The sequence below is a fragment of the Streptomyces zhihengii genome (assembly GCF_016919245.1).
GTDB lineage: Bacteria > Actinomycetota > Actinomycetes > Streptomycetales > Streptomycetaceae > Streptomyces > Streptomyces zhihengii.
Genome location: NZ_JAFEJA010000001.1, coordinates 2,704,246 through 2,723,341 on the forward strand (window position 1 = coordinate 2,704,246; position 19,096 = coordinate 2,723,341).

The 19,096-nt window shown below is 70.4% G+C and carries 8 protein-coding genes; 1 reads left to right on the forward strand and 7 read right to left on the reverse strand.

Annotation, left to right across the window (positions count from 1 at the left end):
• Positions 1–46 precede the first annotated feature (46 nt).
• Positions 47–1,492 carry an NCS2 family permease gene (locus tag JE024_RS11045; protein ID WP_205373417.1) on the reverse strand — a complete coding sequence of 482 codons (1,446 nt, stop codon included), beginning with the start codon at positions 1,490–1,492 and terminating at the stop codon, positions 47–49.
• Between the two features lie 277 nt (positions 1,493–1,769).
• On the opposite strand from JE024_RS11045, the gene JE024_RS11050 reads away from it, so the two are divergent.
• Entirely contained in the window at positions 1,770–2,447 is a 678-nt protein-coding gene (locus JE024_RS11050) for a helix-turn-helix domain-containing protein (protein ID WP_205373418.1), read from the forward strand.
• A gap of 73 nt (positions 2,448–2,520) precedes the next feature.
• On the opposite strand, the gene JE024_RS11055 is transcribed toward JE024_RS11050, so the two are convergent.
• From JE024_RS11055 to JE024_RS11080, 6 genes are all read right to left on the reverse strand, one after another.
• On the reverse strand, positions 2,521–2,904 hold the full coding sequence (locus JE024_RS11055) for a hypothetical protein (RefSeq protein ID WP_205373419.1): 384 nt from the start codon (positions 2,902–2,904) through the stop codon (positions 2,521–2,523).
• Position 2,905: 1 nt separating this feature from the next.
• On the reverse strand, positions 2,906–9,751 hold the full coding sequence (locus tag JE024_RS11060) for a polymorphic toxin-type HINT domain-containing protein (protein ID WP_244882758.1): 6,846 nt from the start codon (positions 9,749–9,751) through the stop codon (positions 2,906–2,908).
• 226 nt (positions 9,752–9,977) lie between these two features.
• On the reverse strand, positions 9,978–11,540 hold the full coding sequence (locus tag JE024_RS41920; protein WP_280521554.1) for an FG-GAP and VCBS repeat-containing protein: 1,563 nt from the start codon (positions 11,538–11,540) through the stop codon (positions 9,978–9,980).
• Positions 11,541–11,657: 117 nt separating this feature from the next.
• Complete coding sequence (locus JE024_RS11070; RefSeq protein WP_205373420.1) at positions 11,658–15,305, reverse strand: LamG domain-containing protein; 3,648 nt, start codon at positions 15,303–15,305, stop codon at positions 11,658–11,660.
• Positions 15,306–15,328: 23 nt separating this feature from the next.
• Entirely contained in the window at positions 15,329–16,885 is a 1,557-nt protein-coding gene (locus JE024_RS11075; protein ID WP_244882760.1) for a VCBS repeat-containing protein, read from the reverse strand.
• A gap of 362 nt (positions 16,886–17,247) precedes the next feature.
• Positions 17,248–18,792, reverse strand: a complete 1,545-nt coding sequence (locus tag JE024_RS11080) for a VCBS repeat-containing protein (RefSeq protein WP_244882761.1) — start codon at positions 18,790–18,792, stop codon at positions 17,248–17,250.
• Positions 18,793–19,096 lie beyond the last annotated feature (304 nt).

Genomic DNA, 19,096 nt, shown 5'->3' on the forward strand with positions numbered 1-19,096 from the left:
CTCGCGCCGCGGACGGCCCCCGCCGGGGCCGTCGGCGGCGGTCCGGTCACTTCATGCCGAGGAGCTGCTCCACCGGGTCGATGGCGAAGTAGACGAGGAAGAGCGCCGCGGTGCCCCACAGCAGCCAGTGCACCTCGCGGGCCTTGCCCAGGCATGCCTTGATGACGACGTAGGCGATGAAGCCGGCGCCGATGCCGTTGGTGATGGAGTAGGTGAACGGCATGACGACGATGGTGAGGAACGCGGGGACGGCGACCTCGTAGCGGTCCCACTCGATGTGCTTGACCTGCGTCATCATCAGGAAGCCGACCGCGACGAGCGCGGGGGCGGCGGCCTGCATCGGCACGATGGTCAGCAGCGGCGCGAGGAACAGCGCCAGCGCGAACACACCGCCGGTGATGATGTTGGCGAAGCCGGTCCGCGCGCCTTCGCCGACACCCGCGGCGGACTCGATGTAGGTGGTGGCGGACGACGACGAGGACGCGCCACCGGCGACGGCGGCGGCGCCGTCGATCAGCAGCACCCGGCCGAGACCCGGGACCTGGCCGCGCTCGTCGAGGAGCCCGGCCTCCGCGGTCACACCGACGACGGTGCCCATGGTGTCGAAGAAGTCGGAGAGGATCAGGGTGAAGACGATCAGGACCACCGTCAGCACGCTGACCTGACCGAACGCGCCGAACAGGTCGAAGTTGCCGAGCAGCCCGAAGTCCGGTGCCGCGAAGACCTCGTCGGGCAGGGACGGCGTCGTCAGACCCCAGGACTTGATGTCGGCGAAGGCGTTGACGACCACGGCGAGGACGGTCATCACGACGATGCTGATGAGGATGGCGCCCTTCACCTTGCGGGCGAGCAGCACGATCGTCATGAGGACGCCCAGGCAGAAGATCAGCATGGGCCAGCCGGTGAGCGTGCCGGTGCCGAGCTGCACGGGCACGGTGGTGTTGGCGACGTCCGGGATACGGGTGACGAAGCCGGCGTCCACGAAGCCGATGAAGGCGATGAAGAGGCCGATGCCGACGCTGATGGCCTGCTTGAGCGGTTGCGGGATGGCGTGCATGACCGCCTCGCGCAGGCCGGTCACGACCAGCACGCAGATCAGCAGACCTTCGAGCACGATGAGGCCCATCGCGTCGTCCCAGGCCATCAGCGGAGCGACCTGGAAGGCGACGACGGCGTTGATGCCCAGACCGGCCGCGAGGGCCAGCGGCAGATTGCCGCCCACGCCCATGATGATGGTCATGACCGCGGCCACCAGGGCGGTGGCGGTCACGAGCTGACCGGGGTCGAGCTGGTCGCCGAACTTGTCCTTGGCACTGCTCAGGATGATCGGGTTGAGCACCAGGATGTACGCCATCGTGAAGAACGTGGCGAATCCACCACGCACTTCACGGCCGACGGTCGAGCCACGTTCGGTGATGCGGAAGAACCGGTCGAGCGGGCCACCGTCTCTGGCGGGCGGCGCGTCGACCGTGTTGGTCGCGCTGTTCTGCATGAGGGCGTCTCCTGGGACTGCGGAAAGGGATCGGGGACAGTCGGCGCGGCGGGGAAAGCGCATGCGCGCGCGTCGTACGAACGCACATACGACGCCCCGCGGAGCGGATCATACGCGCCACGCCGGAAACCTCAACCGGCGTGACTTCTAGGGGAAGTTGGTGGTAGGGGGCACCTTCTGTACGTTCCTACAGAATCGAACACGACCTACTCCACAAAGCGGGATGCAGGCGACGGCGGCCGTGGAGTAGCCGGCTGTGACGGCCTACTCTCAGCGCGTGCATCCACCGCTCCCCTTCAACGCGCGCGCCGCCCGGTTTCTGCGCGAGAAACTCGGGATGGCCCACGGCCACGTCGCCTACGGCATGCGCGCCTCCTACGGCATGAACCACATCACCCCGGAGCACATCGCTGCCTGGGAACGCGGCACGGCAGTGCCCACCTCCGACGAACTCGCCGCCCTCGCGGGCGCGCTGTGGTGCGGTCCCGGCGAACTCATGGGACACCCCCGCACCCTGCGCGAACACCGCCTCGCCCGGGGCGTCCCCCCCGAGGACGTGGCACGCGCGATCGGGCTCCGCATCGAGGACTACCTCCGCATCGAGGAGACCGGCCGATGGACCGGCGACGCGAGGCAGTCAGCCGCGCTGGGCCAGGTACTCGCGCTCCCCGCACGGGACTTCATCGCCGTCACCGGCCTGGAGGACGAACTCGCCCGGCTCCTCACCGAGGCCGTCTCCACCCGCTGGCAGGCCCATCTGCGCTCCATCGCCAAACACCTCGGCATGGACAAGCGCGACCTCAAGGAGACCCTGCGTGCCATGCACGCCGAGTACCAGTCCCTGATGGCCGCCACCCTCAGCCGCGCCGGCGGCACCACCGCCTCCGGCGAGGACGGCCGGCGGTACGTGGAGGGGATCGTGGAGCGCTTCTGGGAGGGGCTGCCGAAGGAGTGAGGCGCGGCGTCACGACTGCTTGCACACGAAGGCCGCCCCCGGTGAATCACCGGGGGCGGCCCGTCGTTGCTCCTCAGAAGGAATCTGCCTCGCTCACACGTGTGGCGGTGCCGGCACCGTCGCACGGCAGGAACCAGGCGGGCTCACCCCAGTCCGTGGACAGGACGAGAGCGTGCACCTCCCGCGCAGACTTCCGGCGGAAGGCCAGCAGGAGCACGCAAGCGGGGGCGAGCGACCTCAGACGCTCACCGTCCTCCTCCTCCAACTCCTCGATCGCGGCCGACTGCGGGGCCTCGATCGAGACCTCACAGGTCGTACCGTCTGCCAGCCGGCAGAGCAGGTACTGCTCGCCGGACGGGGCGGTACGGATCTCGACGCCGACTTCCTGCGTCGCCAGCGACGTGCCCACTGCGGAGAGCGTCACCTCGTGCGAGGTGGCGACCAGAACCGAATCCACGCTACGGCCTCAGCACTTCCAGGAGATCTTCCAGTGAACTCTGCCTGCCACCGGCGGCGACGCCTCCTGCGGCATTGATGGACTTGGATGCTACGCCCATGTTCCTCGCATAGCCGAAGACGGGTTTGCCCTGCGGATTGATCGCCGACGGTCCTTGCCGACGCTCGATCTGCTTGGTCAGACCCGACCCGTTGCCTCCCTTGACCTCGATGATGGCGTTCCTGGTCTCGATGTCGATCTCGACACCGTCCCTCGTGTGGTTCACGTCGACGACGTGTCCGGGGTAGCGCTCCTCGATGGCGTTCGCCAGCTCTGCCACGTCGGGGTCGTCCGACGTGAAGCGTCGCGGAGATGGAACATCCCCTGCCCCGTCGCAGTTGTGCACGAGGAGCGGGGTCGAGCCGGCCAGGACGTAGTACGCGTGAATACCCGTGACGGTGAGGTCGTGGGTCCGCTGACGCTCGTCGAAGTAGCGGGTGTCCGTGACCTTTACGGCGTCGCCGTCCGGAGTACGCAGCTCCATGCCGGGTCGGAGATCACCCGCCTCGATCCACCGCCCTTCGGACTGCACCCAGAACGGGTGGGTCGTGGTGGAGATGAGCGCCTCGGGCACTCCCGCCCCGCCGAGGACCGTCAGATCGACGAAGTGCTTGTCGTCCTCAGTGACGATCGTGCCGGCGACCTCCCTGACCGTGGTCTTACCGGTCTCGGAGTCGGTGACCGTCACCTTGTCTCCGAGAGCAACCTCTTCGATCGCCTTGGTGGTTCCATCGGCCAGGAGCACCTGCGTACCCGGCAGGAAGCTGTGGCACTTCGGCTTCTTCTTGAGCGCCGCCGCTGCCTTTTTCTTGGCCGCGGCCAGTGCGTCCTTGGCCTTGGAAACGCCGTCCTTGGCCTTGTCGACGGCCTTGCTGGCCTTCCAGAGGTCCTTCACCCCGCCGACCAGGTCGCCGACGAGATTGACGACCCGCTTGGCGAGTTTGGCGCCCTTGGCCCAGTTCCACGGTGCGCCGTACTTGGCGAGGATCTTGCCGGCGAGACCGCCGGCGAAGCTGCCCGCGATGTTCAGCAGCGTCTCACCGCACGCGCCCATGTCACCGCTGGAGACACAGTCGAGAGCGGCGTCCACACCCAGGATGTCCCGGGCGATCTTGACGAGCGCCTTGCCCGCGGACTTGATCCGCTGCTTGGCCGCCGTCTGCTGGCCCTGCGCCCCGGCCAGGTTGGTCTCCGCCCCGGAGACGGCCTTCTCCTCCTGGTAGGTCGGGTTCCTGTCCTTGCTGGGGACGGGGAGACCGCCGCGGCACTCGATCAGGCCCTGCATGCACTCCGGGATCGCCATGCCGCTCGGGTCGGCGTGGGTGACCGGGGTGTTGTTGGCGTACGCGTAGCCGTTGATCTGCTGCGGCTGGGTGTAGTCGATCAGCGGGTCGACGGAGATGAACTTGCCGATCACCGCGTCGTACTCGCGTGCGCCGAGATGGGTCAGCCCGGTCGACTTGTCGATGGTGCCGCCGACATAGCCCTTCTCGCCCGGCCAGGTCCCGGTCGCCGTGCCCCGTTCGACACCGTAGGGATCGAAGCGGCGCTGGGACACAGAACCGGTCACGGCGTCGACTGCGACCTCGCCGGTGCCGTGGTGATCCGACGCGACGAACGACACGGTGCCGTCGTCCGTCCGCACGGCGATCGTCTGCCCGGCGTGGGCGTAGTAGCGGGTCGCCGTCTTCTTGGCGCCGTCGGCGGAGAGTTTCAGCTCCGTATTGGGGAGGTAGACCGTGGTGCCGGTGGTGTCCTTGCGCTGGACCCGGTTGCCGGCGCTGTCGTAGAGGTAGGTCGTCTCGGAGCCGTTGGCCTCCTTCGCCTTGGCGAGCTTCCCGTCGGCGGTCCACTCCAGCGTCTGGGCGTTGCCGCCGATGGTGCGCTTGGTGGTGTTGCCGGAGTCGTCGTACTCGTAGCTGGACTGCCGGTCGCCGGTCGGGGTGTTCTCGACGACCTTGGTGACCTGGTGCGGTCCGTCGCCGAGCGCGCCCGCGCCGCCGTAGGTGAAGGTGCGGGTGATGTTCTTCGCCGGGTTCAGCCCGGTGTCGTGCACCGTCTCCGAGGTCCGGTTGCCGATGGCGTCGGTGACGTACGACTTCCAGTACGGCGCCGGGCCGCCGAGCGCCTTCGCGCCGGGAGCCGCCTGACAGGCGGCCGGGCCCGAACCGTCGAGCGGCGCAACCGAACCGGTGGAGCCGCTGCCGGCCGCCTCGGCGACGGTGGCCGCAGGTGTCCACGCCTCGGCGAGACGCTTGCGGGCGTCGTAGCCGAAGCACTGCACGTCCGGCGAGGCCGTGTTCGAGGTGTCCGCGATCGACAGGACGTTGCCGGCCTGGTCGTAGGAGTAGTTCGCCTCCTTCACCGGCGCCGGAGCACCGTACACGTCCACGACCATGCGCTTGAGACGGTTGGTGCCCGTCTCGTAGTCGAAGGTCTGCCAGACCTTCTTGCCACCGGTGTTCAGCTCGTACTGTTGAACAAGGCTCTTGTTCGAGTAGACCGTGTTGGTGACGTACGGCGTCGCACCCGTCAGGGTCGTCGGCCGCTGCAACTCGTCGTACTCACTGACGAGGACTTCGCCGGCCAGACCGCCGGCAGCCGGCAGACCACTGGACTGCACCGTGCCGTCCCGGTTGTAGGCCGAGGTGAACGAGTAGGTCCCCGCCAGCGCTCCCTGGGACGCCGGCACCACGTAGTCCGTCCGCAGGGGCCTGTAGAGGTCGTCCCACGTTTGCGTGACCGTCGCGAAGTACTCCGTCGGCGAGACATAGCTCAGGTCCGCATACGGCTGCCCGAGCATGCCGGCCTTGTCGTACCGGGTCTCCGTCAACCGGGTCCCCGTGTTCGCCTCGCCCTGCCAGGTCGACAGGGGCCGGCCCAGCTTGTCGTAGACCGTGGAGATCTTCTTCCCGCGACCATCGATGGCCGAGACGGGTCGGTCGAGCCCGTCGTACTGCGTCGTCGACGTCCCCGCGTCGGGGTCCACGCTCTTGGTCTTGCGGCCCAGCAGGTCGTACTCGTAGCGCCACACGTTGCCCTTGGCGTCGGTGACGGTCTCCAGCTGGCTCTTCGGTGTGAAGGTGTACTTGGTGACGTCGTAACCCAGCAGCGGGTTCGGGGAGTCGCCCTTGTAGTGCCAGATCTCCTTCGTGTTGCCCCGGGCGTCGCTGATCGACGTCGTCGGGACACCGCCCTGCGGCGGGTCGACCGTGGTGCGCTCGCCGTCGTAGCTCGTCGTGGTGCGCCACTGCTCGGCGCCCGAGACGGCCATGATCTGCGCGGTCGGACGGCCGAGACCGTCGTACCGCAGCAGCGACTGCTGGCCGACCTCGCCGTTGCGGACGATCAGCAGCTCGTCCGACGCCGCTCCCGCCGCGTTGTAGGTGGCATTGGTCTGCTTGACCTTGCCCGTGCCGTCGTAGAAGGCGTCCGCCACCATCCGGGTGCCCTTCGGGCCCTCGGTCTGGAGCTGACGCGGGCGCAGCAGGCTGTCGAACAGCTCGTACTCGGAGCCGTAGGAGCCGTCGTTCTCGATCTTCTCCGTCCGGATCGCCGTGACCTTGTCACGCCGGACGTTGTAGGAGTACTTGATGGACGGCGTCTGCGTCTTCGCCCGGTCCGGCAGCCAGACCGAGGTCAGGCGGCCCAGTCCGTCGTAGGCGAGGTCGGTGCGCTTGCCGTTGGCGTCGGTCTGACCGGCCGACATGCCCCACGCCGGGACGTAGTCCGTGGTGGTGACGTGGTTCAGCGCGTTGGTGTTCTTCGTCTGCGAGATCAGGCCGTTGACGTCCGTGTACGACGTCTTGGTCTCGGCCCCCGACGCGTCCTTCTGCGACAGCGGCCGCCCGAAACCGTCGTAGGTCGTGGTGCCGGTGACCTGGTAGGTGCCGGTGGTGCCGTTGTGCGCGGTCAGCCGCTCGGTCGTGGTCGCCAGACCCCGGGTCGGGGCCTCGCCGAACGCCTTGTTGTCGTAGGACGTGCGCTCGTCGGCGTGGACCTGCGTCTTGCGGTCCGGCGTCGCCGAACACTTCACGCCCACCGACTCGCTGCGCGACGGCAGCGTGAGCAGGTTGGCGGAGAGATTGTCGGCGTACCAGGTGCGCGTGCAGGTGTCGTCGGACGAGGTGGAGACATCGCCCTGGTCGTCGACCTCGGTCACCCGGCCGGTGCCGTTGGCCGTGTCGTACTTCGTGACCGTCTTCGACTCCAGCCACGACCCACCGGACCGCAGCTCGAAGCCGCGCTCGGTCTCGGTGCGCACGATCGACGCGTGGGTCGTACCCCAACTGCGCGTCTGCGTGGCGGTGTTCACCTTCCACGGAGTGCCGATGACCTTGGAGACGACCTTGTCGCCGTTCCAGGTCTGGGCCTCCAGCTGGTGCCCGGTGAACTCCTCCGCGTCCGTGAACTCCGCGCCGGTCGAGTCCTTGACCTTGACGGAGCGGTTGCCGCCGTCCGGGTCCTTGTCCCCGTCCATGCCCTGGAGATAGGTGTAGTCGACGCGGGTGGACTGGACATCGGCACTGCCCGAGGTGACGGTGACCTTGCCGTAGCCCTGCCAGCCACCCCAGGTGAGGTACTTGTCCTCGGTGATCCCGTCCGGCTTCGCCTTCCGCCAGGCCGCGTCACCCTTGTAGTCGTAGCGGGTGACCAGGGAGTCGCCACCACCGGTGCGGTCCGTCTCCACGATCTCCGCGACCACGTACTTGTGGAACCAGTCCGTGATCGGCTCGATCGTCCCCGGCGGCGCCCACTTCACCGGATAACACCGCTTCACCGACTCACCCGGCTTCGGCAGCGACGCCTTCGAGCACTCGGTCGGCGCGTAGTTCACATCGAGCTGCGCGCCCGTCTCACTCACCACAGCGGCGAGGCGGTAGCGGTGGAACGGCGCGATGTTGTCACCGATCGCATCCACCCGGTTGACCAGCTGCTCACCGAACAGCTCCAGCGCCGGCAGCTTCGCCGCCGTCCCCACCCGGCCCTCGTGCTCCAGCTTCGACAGCCACAGCGTCTTCGAGTCGTCACCGTTGTCCGTGAACAGATGCGTGAACGACCACGCATCCACATCCTGGTACTCGGTCGCACTCTTGCGCATCTGGGTCGTGATGCCCGTCAGCCGCTTCGTCGTCCAGAACGTCTGCCCGACCGTGCACTTCGTATCGGCCTTGCACTCCTGATCCACCGGAGTGTCCGGCCACCGCGCCGCGTTCGCCTTCGTCCGCTTCGACTCCGCACAATCGAAATCCGACGTCGGAAGACAACGCTCCGCGGTCTCGAACACCACCCGCGCCGGCGCCTTCGCCGCATACACCTGACCGTCACGCTGACCGTAGTCGATCCGCTTCAGCCAGCCGCCACGGTGATACGCCGTACCGTTGACGTCCGTCTTCCCGTTCAGCGCGTAGTAGTTCGTCTCCGGCGCGTAGAAGTACGACATCACATTGCCGTGCGTGTCCTTGACATAGTCAAGACTCCACCGCCACGCCTGCTTGCAGTGCGCACTGGTGAACGTCGCGTTGTAGCACGGCTCCCCGGAGTCGTCACCGAACACCGGCACGGTCCACGTCGAACCGGTCGTCTCCTTGCCGTCCGTGTACCCCGGCAGCCGGTTCAGCCCGAACCAGTACTGCGTACCGTCGGCCGTCGTGACCTTCCAGTGCTCACCGTTGTCGTCACCGTTCGACGCACCCGTGAGCTTCTCGACCTTCGTACCGTCGTCCGAAGCGAACTTCCACGCCCCGGAATCGTCGTCCTTGATCAGCTCACTCGACGTCCCGTTGAGCATGATCGAGGCATTGTCGAACGCCCAGCACTGCTCACCCGACGACTCGTGCCCGTCATCGGAACAGGGCTTGTAACGGCGCTCGATGAACCCCGCGTCGTACGAGAAACCCTCACCGACCCAGGAACCCTGGTTGTTCGTCACCGCCGTCCGGCCGTCCGCCGACTGCGACGAATACCCCAGACCCACCGTCGGCGACAGACCACCCGGCGTCGGAACCGTCCGCATCGGATAGTTCCAGCTGAACCCGCCACTGGAATTGGCGACGCTCCAGCTCGACGCAGGAGCCAGGGACGTCGCCTTGTAGGAACCCTGGCCCGACGACGGACCCGCCGCCAGCGCCACCAGCGGCGCGGCCTCGGCCGCCATCGTCGACGCGCCCGCCGCCTGCGCAGGAGCCGCCGTCACCGACGCCGACACCGTGCGCGCCTCGGGATCGTTCACCGTCGCCAGAGGCTTCGGCAGCTCCGGACACCCGGCGCTGCCCGGCACCGCGACCGCCGCACACGCCGGCAACTGCACCAACCGCAGCCGCGACGCATACGAGCCGCCGTACCCCTCCGCGAACGACGAGTAGTCCACGGTCAGCCGGACCGGAGCAGCCTTCGCCCCCGCGTCCGAACGCTCCACCCGCAGCACCGCACCCGCGCCCAGCTCACCGGCCCGCTTCCCCGGCAGCACATCCACCCGCACCTCGGCGGGCGACGCAGCCGCAGCAGCACGGGCCGACTTCGCCGCCCTCACCGGCACGGATGTGACGGTGACCGGCAGACCGCCGACCACCTTCTCCTTGCCCGAAGCCGCAACGGCCAGCTCCGCGCTGCCGTCGCCCGGCCAGACCGCCTTGTCCAGCGCCGTGACGGCCGCCTTCCGCGCCGCATCGGCACGCCGCGGCGCCGCCTTCGCGTCCCGGCCCTCGACCGGATCACCGAAGTCCTGCACACCGGGACGACCCCGGACCTGCTCCTCCAGGGTCAGCGGCATCGCCTGCACCGAGGAACCGGTCAGAGCGATCGTCACCCCCAGAGCGGTGGCCGCAAGCAGCCGCCCTGGTATTCGCCGGTTCAGCAACCGGCCGCGAAATGGCATCACGTGTCTCCGCACGTCAGTAAGGAATGGTGGGTGGTGCGTGGCCGCCACGGCCTCGGGGACCGTGGCGGCCTCGCGGCTGTGCCACCCGGCGGGCAGGGGCTCGGGCCCCCGCCGGCCGGGTGCGTCATGGGGCGCGGCTGTGCCGCGTGTGCCGTCAGCGGACCGTGGCGCCGAAGGCGGTGTCGCCCGCGGGGATGCCGCCTTCGCCCGGCCTGAACGACTGGCTGGGGGCACCGCCGTTGGCGGTGTTCCAGGGGAAGAGGTGGACGGAATGGCCGGCGGCGGGGCCGTACGGCATGCCGACGTACAGACCCGCCGTCGATCCCGAGAGGCTCAGTCCGGCGAGCTGGAGCGGTGCGGGCTCGCCGGGGACGCCCCAGCCCGGGTCGATCCACGCGTCGGACGTGCCGGGGGCGCCGACCATCGGGACGATGTGGACGCCGCCCTTCTCGCGGTGCTCCTCGGCCGACTCCTCGCCGGGCACACCGATCGCCAGGCGCGCCGTCGTGCCCGTGGTGGTGGTGTTCGGGGAGGTGTTGACGGCGGCGAGACGCTGGCCGAAGAAGTCGCCCGCCTCGCCCTCCTGCTCGACGTCGGCGGTGTTCTGCTCGACCCACATGGTCTCGCTGAACCCGCCGCTCGCGTTGATCCGGAAGATCTGCACGGCTCCGGCGTCCACGGTCGTCGACAGGTCCTCGCCGGGGCTGCCGATGGCGAGCAGGACCTCGGTGGTCGAGGTCGCGCCCGAGGGCCGGTAGGGGACCATCGCCAGCGCGGTGCCGAAGCCGTCGCCCGCCTCCTCGGCGCCGGCGACGGTGTCCGCGTCCTGTGACAGTCCGAGGAGCGGCTTCGGGTATCCGGAGGCCAGCGTGTGGCTGAAGACCGCGACCCCGCCGGCGAACGGCACGGTGCCGATGGCCTCGCCGGGGGTGCCGACGGCGAAGTGCGTGGGGGTGGACGTGAGGGAGGCGCCGAACCGGTCGTCGGTCTCCGCGACGCCGGGCACCGCGCCCCCGGTCTCCACGTTCTGGCTGATCACGCCGACGACCGTCTGCGCGGTGCCGTGGATGTAGACGAAGCCGCCCGCGTCCTCGACGGCAGGGCTGCCGATGGACTCGCCCGGCACGCCGGCGACGAGGTACGGCGTGCCCGCCGAGGTCTTGCCGGCGACGAGCGCGTAGCCGAGCCAGTCGCCGGGTTCGGCGGCGCCGCCGATGGTGGTGCCGGCGCCCTGGAGGTGCTCCTTGGGCACCTTGCCGCCGTTGAAGCCCGCGGCGGAGCCGTAGACGATGTGGACCGAACCGGCGTCGGCGTTGGTGGAGATGTCCTCGTAGGGAGCGCCCACCGCGAGGTCGGCGCAGCCGTCGAGGTCGGCGTCGTAGACCGCGAGGGCGAAGCCGTACCGGTCTCCCTCCTCGGCGCCGCCGGGGATGTTGGGAGAGTCCTGGCTGAGTTCGTAGGTGCCCTTGCCGCCGCCGTAGACGATCCGGACGAGTCCGGCACGGGCGTGCCCGGTGACGGTGGCCTCCGGGTCGGCGATGGCGGTGTCGCGGATGCCGTCGCCGTTGAAGTCGGACTCGGTGCCGGAGCAGGCGGCGGCCGCCGCCGTCGCGCCGGGCGCGAGCCCGAGCGTGGCGGCGGCGAGGACGACGGCGCTCGCGGCGAGCGCAGTCCGCCGTCGTGCCGCCCGCGGGCGCGGGCGGGTCGGTCGGTTCATCGGTGGGGTCCCTCCCCCGGAGCCGCGTGCTGTCCCGCCGGCGGTCCGGGCTGATGTCGGACGGAAGAAAAAGGGGCGGGTGGGACGGCACGGCCGTCCCACCCGCCCTCAGGGGTCCTACATGTCCGGCAGGGCCATCGGGTTGGCCATCTGCTGGACCGCCGTCTTGTCGGCGGCTCCGCTGTAGACGCGGACCTCGTCGATGGCGCCGGCGAAGTACTCGCTGCCGCCGCCGAGGGCCGAACGGCCGACCTGGAGGGCGCCGGTGGCGGCCCACAGGGTGTCGTCGCTGCCGTGTGCGATGTCGGCGAGCATGCCGTTCACGTACAGCCGGATCTCGTTGGCGAAGGCGTCGTAGACGACCGCCAGGTGCTGGCCGGCCGGGTCGGTGTCCGGCAGCTCCTGGTCGTCGCTGAACGTCTTCACCGTGGCGCCGGCCGTGTCGGTCTCGGCGACCGCGAGCTCCCACATGGGGGGCGAGTCCACGTCGGCCCCCGGGCGGTAGCGCACGGCGAGGCGGTTGGCCGCCGCGCCCGGCAGCGAGAGGACGGTCTGCGCCTTCTCCGGGTCGATCGTGGTGAGCATCGCCCGGGCGGTCAGCGTGAAGCTGGCCGCGCCGGTGACCGGGGCGGTGGCCGTGGACGCGTAGTCACCGGCACCGTCGAGCACCATGTGGCCCGCGCCGACCATCGGGAACGGGTCCGGCGACAGCGGGTCCTCGGGCTTGGGCATGATGAGGGCGTTGCCCGCCAGGGTCAGCGGCTGGCCCGTGCCGGTGTCCGGGGAGGTCGTGCCGGACTTCACGTCGAGCTGCCAGTAGTTCTTGCGCTCGGGCTTGACCGTCATCATCTCCGCCACCTGGGCGGCGGGCAGGACGCGGTCGAAGACCCGGACCTCGGCGAGGTCGCCGGTGAAGTTGTCGCGGTAGCCGCTCTTGGCCGTGCTGCGGCCGATCTGGAGCGGACCGTACGACTTCCACACCGAACGGCGCGACGCGGTGCCCTTGGAGTCCTTGTTGATGTAGAGCCGCAGTTCGGACTTGGTGGCGTCGTAGACACCGGTCAGCAGCACCCACTGGTCGGGCACGACGGTGACACCGGTGGCGACGGCCTTCCACTCGCCGAGCGAGTCGACGTCGGTCACCGGGACGGAGAACGCCCAGGTGCCGGCGGTCTTGTCGTAGCCGAGGGTGAAGCCGGGCTCGCCGGTGCCGTCCTGGCTGACGACCGCCATGTCACGCGTCGGGGTGCCCTTCGGGCGGACCCAGGCGCTGACGGAGAAGCTCTCCGAGGAGTCGAGCACGGTCTCGTTGACGTCGGCGTAGGACGCCGCGGTGCCGTCGAAGCGGGCGGCCGCGTCGGCCTTGCCGCCGGGGCCCTCGACGCCGAAGGTGACACCGGTGCCGGCGTCGGCGGCGAACACGCCCGTCTCGTCGTGCGCCTCGGTGCTGGCCGGCGCGTCGGCGAGGTTCCACTGCGCGGCGACCGGCGTGCCCTCGGTGACGAGGAACTCGTAGTGCGCCTTGGTGCTCGGGTTCTTCGCCTTGTCGACGGCGATCACGTCGACCCAGTGACGCCCGGAACGGGTCGGCATCCAGTTCACCGTCGCGGGACCGCCCGCGGAGGTGGCGGGCACGGTGGTCGCCGGGGTGGCCGTGCTGTCGAACGCGTACCGGTACTCGACGATGTCGGCGTCCGGGACGTTGTCGTTCGGGTTGGGCGTGAAGGTGAACGAGCCGTACGTGCCGACGCCGTCGTGGTACACGCTGTCGGACGGGTACTGCTTGGACAGCACGTTCGGCTTGCCCGGCAGGGTGGCGTCGTACATGAACTCGCAGCGCACCGTGTCCCCGTCGTAGCTCCACGGGCCGTAGCCGTCACCGTCGGTGGCGCGTGCGCTCCAGTAGATGACGGTGTTCTGCGGGATCGACGACTTCACGGTGTGGGTGAACTTGGTGCCGGAGGTCGGCGCCAGCCACGACGGTGTGAGATACGTGTAGCTCTTGGCCTCCTTGGTCACCGGGTCCGTCCAGTCGACCTTGAACTCGACCTTCACCTTGTCGGTGCTGCTGGAGGTGTGGTCCGGGTCGCTGGCGATGGCCTGGAGCTGCGGGGGCTTCTCGGCGTAGGGGCGCCCGGCGCCGGAGGTGCAGATGCCGCCCGGGTTCTGCGACAGCGAGGTGATCTTGCGCGGCAGGTTGTTGTAGCTGATCGACAGGTACGCGTTGCCGCAGATCCGCTTCCACTCGGGCAGGCGGGACTCGTCGGAGGCGCGCAGACCCAGCGTCATCGAGGACCAGCCCTCGGCCGCCGCGGTCTTCACCTCGCTCGTCAGCTCACCCGAGGCACCGCCCTCGAAGTGCAGGTTCGCCCCGCTGGAGCAACTGGTGGGCGAGATCGCCTTGTCGACGGTGCCGATGTGGTCCGACCAGTCGTTGGACGCGCTCGACCAGCTCGTCGAGGAGTTGATGCTGTAGTTCTTGCCGCCGATGCGGTAGAGCCGGATCGGCTCGGCCGTCGGCGAGGCGCTGTAGATGTGCTCGACCCGCGCGGAGAACGTCGCGCCGAGGATCTGCTTGCCCTTGTAGAACGACATCCCCATGGTGAACAGCAGCCGGCGCACGCCGACACCGTTGCAGGAGACCGGGCTGTAGTCGGTCGGGCACTTGCCCACACCCGCGCTGCCGGAGTACTTCCAGTCCTGCTCGCCCGGCATGCCCGACATGATGCCCGTCCACGCGCTGCGCGACGTGGTCCGCTGGATCGGGTCGATGACGACCGGGAAGACGGTGTCCTTGCCCCTCAGGAGCTTCTGGTCGGGGACCAGCGACAGCTTCCCCTTGCCGACCTCCACGCCGAGCGGCGAGGTCTTCCCGCCGCCGCCGGGACCGGCGAGCGCCGGCTCGGGCGCGATCGACGGAGCCGGGTCCGCGTCCGCGCTCGCCGCCGCGAGCGCCTTGGAGACCGCCTTCGGGCCCTGCTTCCTGGCGGCCGCCTCCTTGACCGCCGCCGAGTCCCACATCACCGGCTTGCCCGCCTCGAAGACGGTGCCGCCCACCGCGGCGTCCTCCGCCTTCAGCGCACCCTTGGCGTCCTCGCTGATCTTCAGCCCGTCGGCCTTCATGCCGAGGTCGAGCCGCGCGAGGCGCGGATCGGCCGCCGCCTCGGGCGTCTTGACGATCAGCAGATGACCGAAGCCGTCCGCCTCCGCGCGCACCGCGAGGTCCACCCCCGGCAGCGCGTCCCGGTACGTCGCGGTGTCCCCGTCCAGGACCGGCGCCGCGAGCTTCCCGTACGGCCAGGTCAGCGACAGCTCGCGGCCCGCCTGGTTCATCGTCACGAACGGCCGCCCGGCCGTGCCGTCCGAGAACTTCAGGTCCACCGCGGTCGCCTTGGGCGCGACACTGCCGTCCGCGGCCCGCCGCAGCGTCCGGTCGATGTCGGCCCAGGAACCGTTCTTGAACGTGCGGATCGGGTCGGTGTACTCACGGGCCGTGAAGGTGCCGTCCGGCTTGGCGTAGATCTCCCGGCGCGCAGTGCGCATACCGAGGATCTCCACCTGCTTGTTGCTCTTCTTCGCGACCGTGAGGGCCTCGGCCTCCGTCTGCACCGGGGTGCCGGTGCCGACGGTCTCCTGCTCCGGTGCCGCGCCGGCGTCGCCGCCGTCCTGCGGCAGGGCGTTGAAGCCGCCGGTCAGTACGGCGCCGGCGGCGACCGCGGCTATGGCGGCGCGCAGCAGGATGCCGCGGGGTGTGCGTCTGGACATCTGTCCGTTCTCCTTGTGGTTCATCAGCGGACCGTGGCGCCGAAGGCGGTGTCGCCCGCGGGAATGCCGTTCTCGCCGGGCTTGAACGTCCGGCTGGGGAAACCGCCGTTGACGGTGTTCCAGGGGAAGAGGTGGACGGCGTGGCCCGCGGCGGGGCCGTACGGCATGCCGACCAGCAGTCCCGCCGTGCTGCCCGACAGGCTCAGGCCCGCGAGCTGGGTGGCCGCGGGCTCACCGGGGATGCCCCAGCCCGGGTCGATCCAGGCGTCCGAGGCGCCGGGGGCGCCGATCATCGGGACGATGTGGACACCGCCCTTCTCGCGGTGCTCCTCGGCCGACTCCTCGCCGGGCACACCGATCGCGAGCCGCGCCGTGGCGCCGGTGGTGGTGGTGTTGGGCGAGGTGTTGACGGCGGCCAGGCGCTGTCCGAAGAAGTCGCCCGCCTCGCTCTCCTGCTCGACGTCCGCGGTGTCCTGCTCGATCCACATGGTCTCGGTGAACGAGGAGGCGCCGATCCGGAAGATCTGCACGGCTCCGGCGTCGACGGTGGACTTGAGGTCCTCGCCGGGCACGCCGACGGCGAGCAGCGACTCGGTGGTCGAGGTGGCCCCGGAGGCCCGGTACGGGACCATCGCCAGGGCGGTGCCGAAGCCGTCGCCCACCTCCTCGGCGCCGGCGATGGTGTCCTGGTCCTGGCCCATGCCGAACAGCGGCTTGGGGTACCCGGACGTGAGCGTGTGGTTGAACACGGTCGCCGCGCCCGCGAAGGTGGCGGTGCCGAGCGCCTCGCCGGGGGCGCCGACGGCGAAGTGCGTCGGCGTGGCCGCGAGGGAGGCGCCGAACCGGTCGTCGTTCTCCGCGACACCCGGCACGGCGCCGGCCGTCGCGGTGTCCTGGTGGTTGCCGAGGGCGGTGGCGGCGTCGTTCTGGACGTAGAAGAAGGCTCCCGTGTCCACGGCGGTGCCGATGTCCTCGCCGGGCGCGCCGATCAGGAGGTAGGAGGCGCCCGCGGACGTCCTGCCCCCGGCCAGGGCGTATCCGGTCAGGTCGCCGGCCTCGGCGCCGCCGCCGAGCGGGGCGCCCTCGCCCTGCTTGTACTCGCGCACCGCCTTGCCGCCGTTCAGTCCGGCGGTGGAGCCGTAGACGATCTGCACGAGGCCCGCGTCCGGTGTGTCCAGGTCCTCGTAGGGGATGCCGACGGCGAGGTCGCTGCATCCGTCGCGGTCGGCGTCGTAGACCGCGAGCGCGAAGCCGTACTGGTCGTCGGCCTCGGCGGCGCCGGGGACGCCGGCGGTCTCCTGCGACAGGACCATGGTGCCCTTGCCGCCGCCGTAGTCGATGTGCACGACGCCGGCGCCGGGCATGCCGTTGACCGTCGCCTCCGTGTCGGCGATCGCGGTGTCGCGGATGCCGTCGCCGTTGAAGTCGGACTCGGCGCCGGTACAGGCGGCTGCCGCGGCGGCGGCCGGGGACACCGGTCCGAGCCCGAGCGCACCGGCGGCGGTCAGGACGAACGCCCCGGCGGCGAGCGCCGTGCGTCGTCGTATGGCCCGCTGGCGCGGGCGGAGCGGTCTGATCACTGAGGTGGGTCCCTCCCCTGGTGCGGTTCCGGCTCGTCGGGCCGGGATCCGTGATGGCGCCGCGTCCCCTTCGGGTGCGGCCTGCCGGCCGCGGCCGGCGCTCGGCACACGCGTCCCCGGGCCCCGGCCCCTGGGCGGCTGTGCCCGGGGTGGGCCTGCGGACTGCGGAGGTGCCGGTGCCTGCGGGCCGGCTGCCCGGGGCGGCCCCGCGCCGGGCGCACGGTGACCGGCCCCGCGAGCGCGGGGGCGGGTACGTGCCGGACGGGACGGAGCCGGGCAGGGCACGGCGGCCCCCGGGGCGCCGGACGGGGCCCGCCGGGACGGCGGGGCACCCGGCCGGGTGCCGGGAGGCGGCCGGTCGGTCAGCTCAGAAGTGCTCCGAAGGCGGAGTTCTCCGCCGGGATGCCGCCCTCACCGGGGCGCCAGGTCCGGCTGGGCGCGCCGCCGTCGGGGGTGTTCCACGGGAAGGCGTGGACGGCCCGGTTCTCGGCGGGTCCGTAGGGGACGCCGACGTACAGCGCGGTGGGGCTCGCGCCGATGCCGAGGCCGAGGAGCGTGCGGGGGGCCCGGACGGCGGCCGGGATGCCGTGGCCGGGCGAGAGCCATACGTCACCGGTGCCGGGGTCGCCGAGCAGCGGCAGGATCTGCACGCCGCCCTCCTCGGGGAACTCCTCGGTGTCCTCCTCGCCGGGGACGCCGACGGCCAGGCGCATGGTGGCGGCCGTGCCGGGCGCGGACGGGGAGGTGTTGACGGCGGCGAGCCGCCGGCCGAAGAAGTCGCCGGGCTCGGCCTCTCCCTCGACGCCGGGCTGGTTCTGGTCGATCCAGCGCAGCGGTGTCACGGTGCCGTCGGCCTTGATGTGGTACGTGTGCACGGCCCCGGCGTCGACGGTCCCCGCGAGGTCCTCCCCGGGGACGCCGACCGCGAGGAGCGAGTCGGTGTTCGAGGTGGCCCCGGCGGGCCGGTAGGGCGCCATCGCCAGCGCGGCGCCGTACTGGTCGTCGGTCTGGGCGGTGGTGTCGCCGGTGCCGGTGCGTCCCTGGCCCATGCCGAACAGCGGGTCGGGGATGCCGTAGGTGTTGATCGACGGCCGGAAGGCGACGACGCCGCCGGCGAACTCACGGTTGCCGGTGCTGGTGGCCGTCGACTCGCCCGGGGCGCCGACCACGAAGTGCCGGTCGGTGGCGGCGATCGAGGCGCCGAAGCGGTCGTTGGGCTCCGGGTCCTCCCAGACGCCGGTGCTGTCCTGGGCGACGTGGGCGACGTCGTACCCGACGCCGTAGACGTAGTGGAACATCCCCATGTCCTTGCCCTCGCCGCCGTCCTCGCCGGGGGCGCCGATGACCAGGAAGGGGATGTTGGTGGCCGAGCGTCCGGCGGCCACGGCGTAGCCGACCCAGTCCTCGGCCTCGTAGCCGCCGGCGAGCTTGCCGTCGGAGCCCTGGCGGAAGCCGATGGAGCTGGTCCCGCCGGTGACGCCCGTGGTCGAGCCGTAGACCAGATGGACGAGTCCGGCGTCCTGGACGGTGCCGACGTCCTCGAACGGGATGCCGACGGCGATGTCGCTGCATCCGTCGAGGTTGGCGTCGTAGACGGCGTACGAGAAGCCGAACTGGTCGCCCTCCTCGGCACCGTCGGAGACGTTCGGCGAGTCCTGCGACAGCAGGAAGGTGCCCTTGTCCCCGCCGTAGACGATGTGGATCTGTCCCGCACGTTCCTTGCCGGAGACCGTGGCCTCCGGGTCCGCGATCACGGTGTCGCGGATTCCGTCCCCGTTGAAGTCGTGCTGTGCGCCGGCGCAGCCGGCGGCAGCGGCGGCCGGTGCCGCCGGCACCACCGCCTGCCCGATCAGTGTGACGGCACCGGCGATTGCCAGCGCGGCCACCCCGCTCCGTGTACGTGTCATCGCACGCGGCATGTTCCCCCCACCCCGCAGATCCTCCGTACCGTCAGAAACCGTACGGAGGTGATCAGTTGAACGCTCTACGACCTTGGTCCCCCCACGGCCACAGAAGCGGAACGGGACTATTCCATGGTGACGGCGCACCGACAAGGTCCGATGTCGGACATGGCCTCATCAGCGGCAATCATGGGTTCGTCACATCCGTCACACGGCACGGTCATGATTTGGTCACACCCCGGACACCGCGACCGGAAACCGGACAACGCGATCCGGCCGAGGTCCCCGCGTACGGAACGCCGGGGAGCCG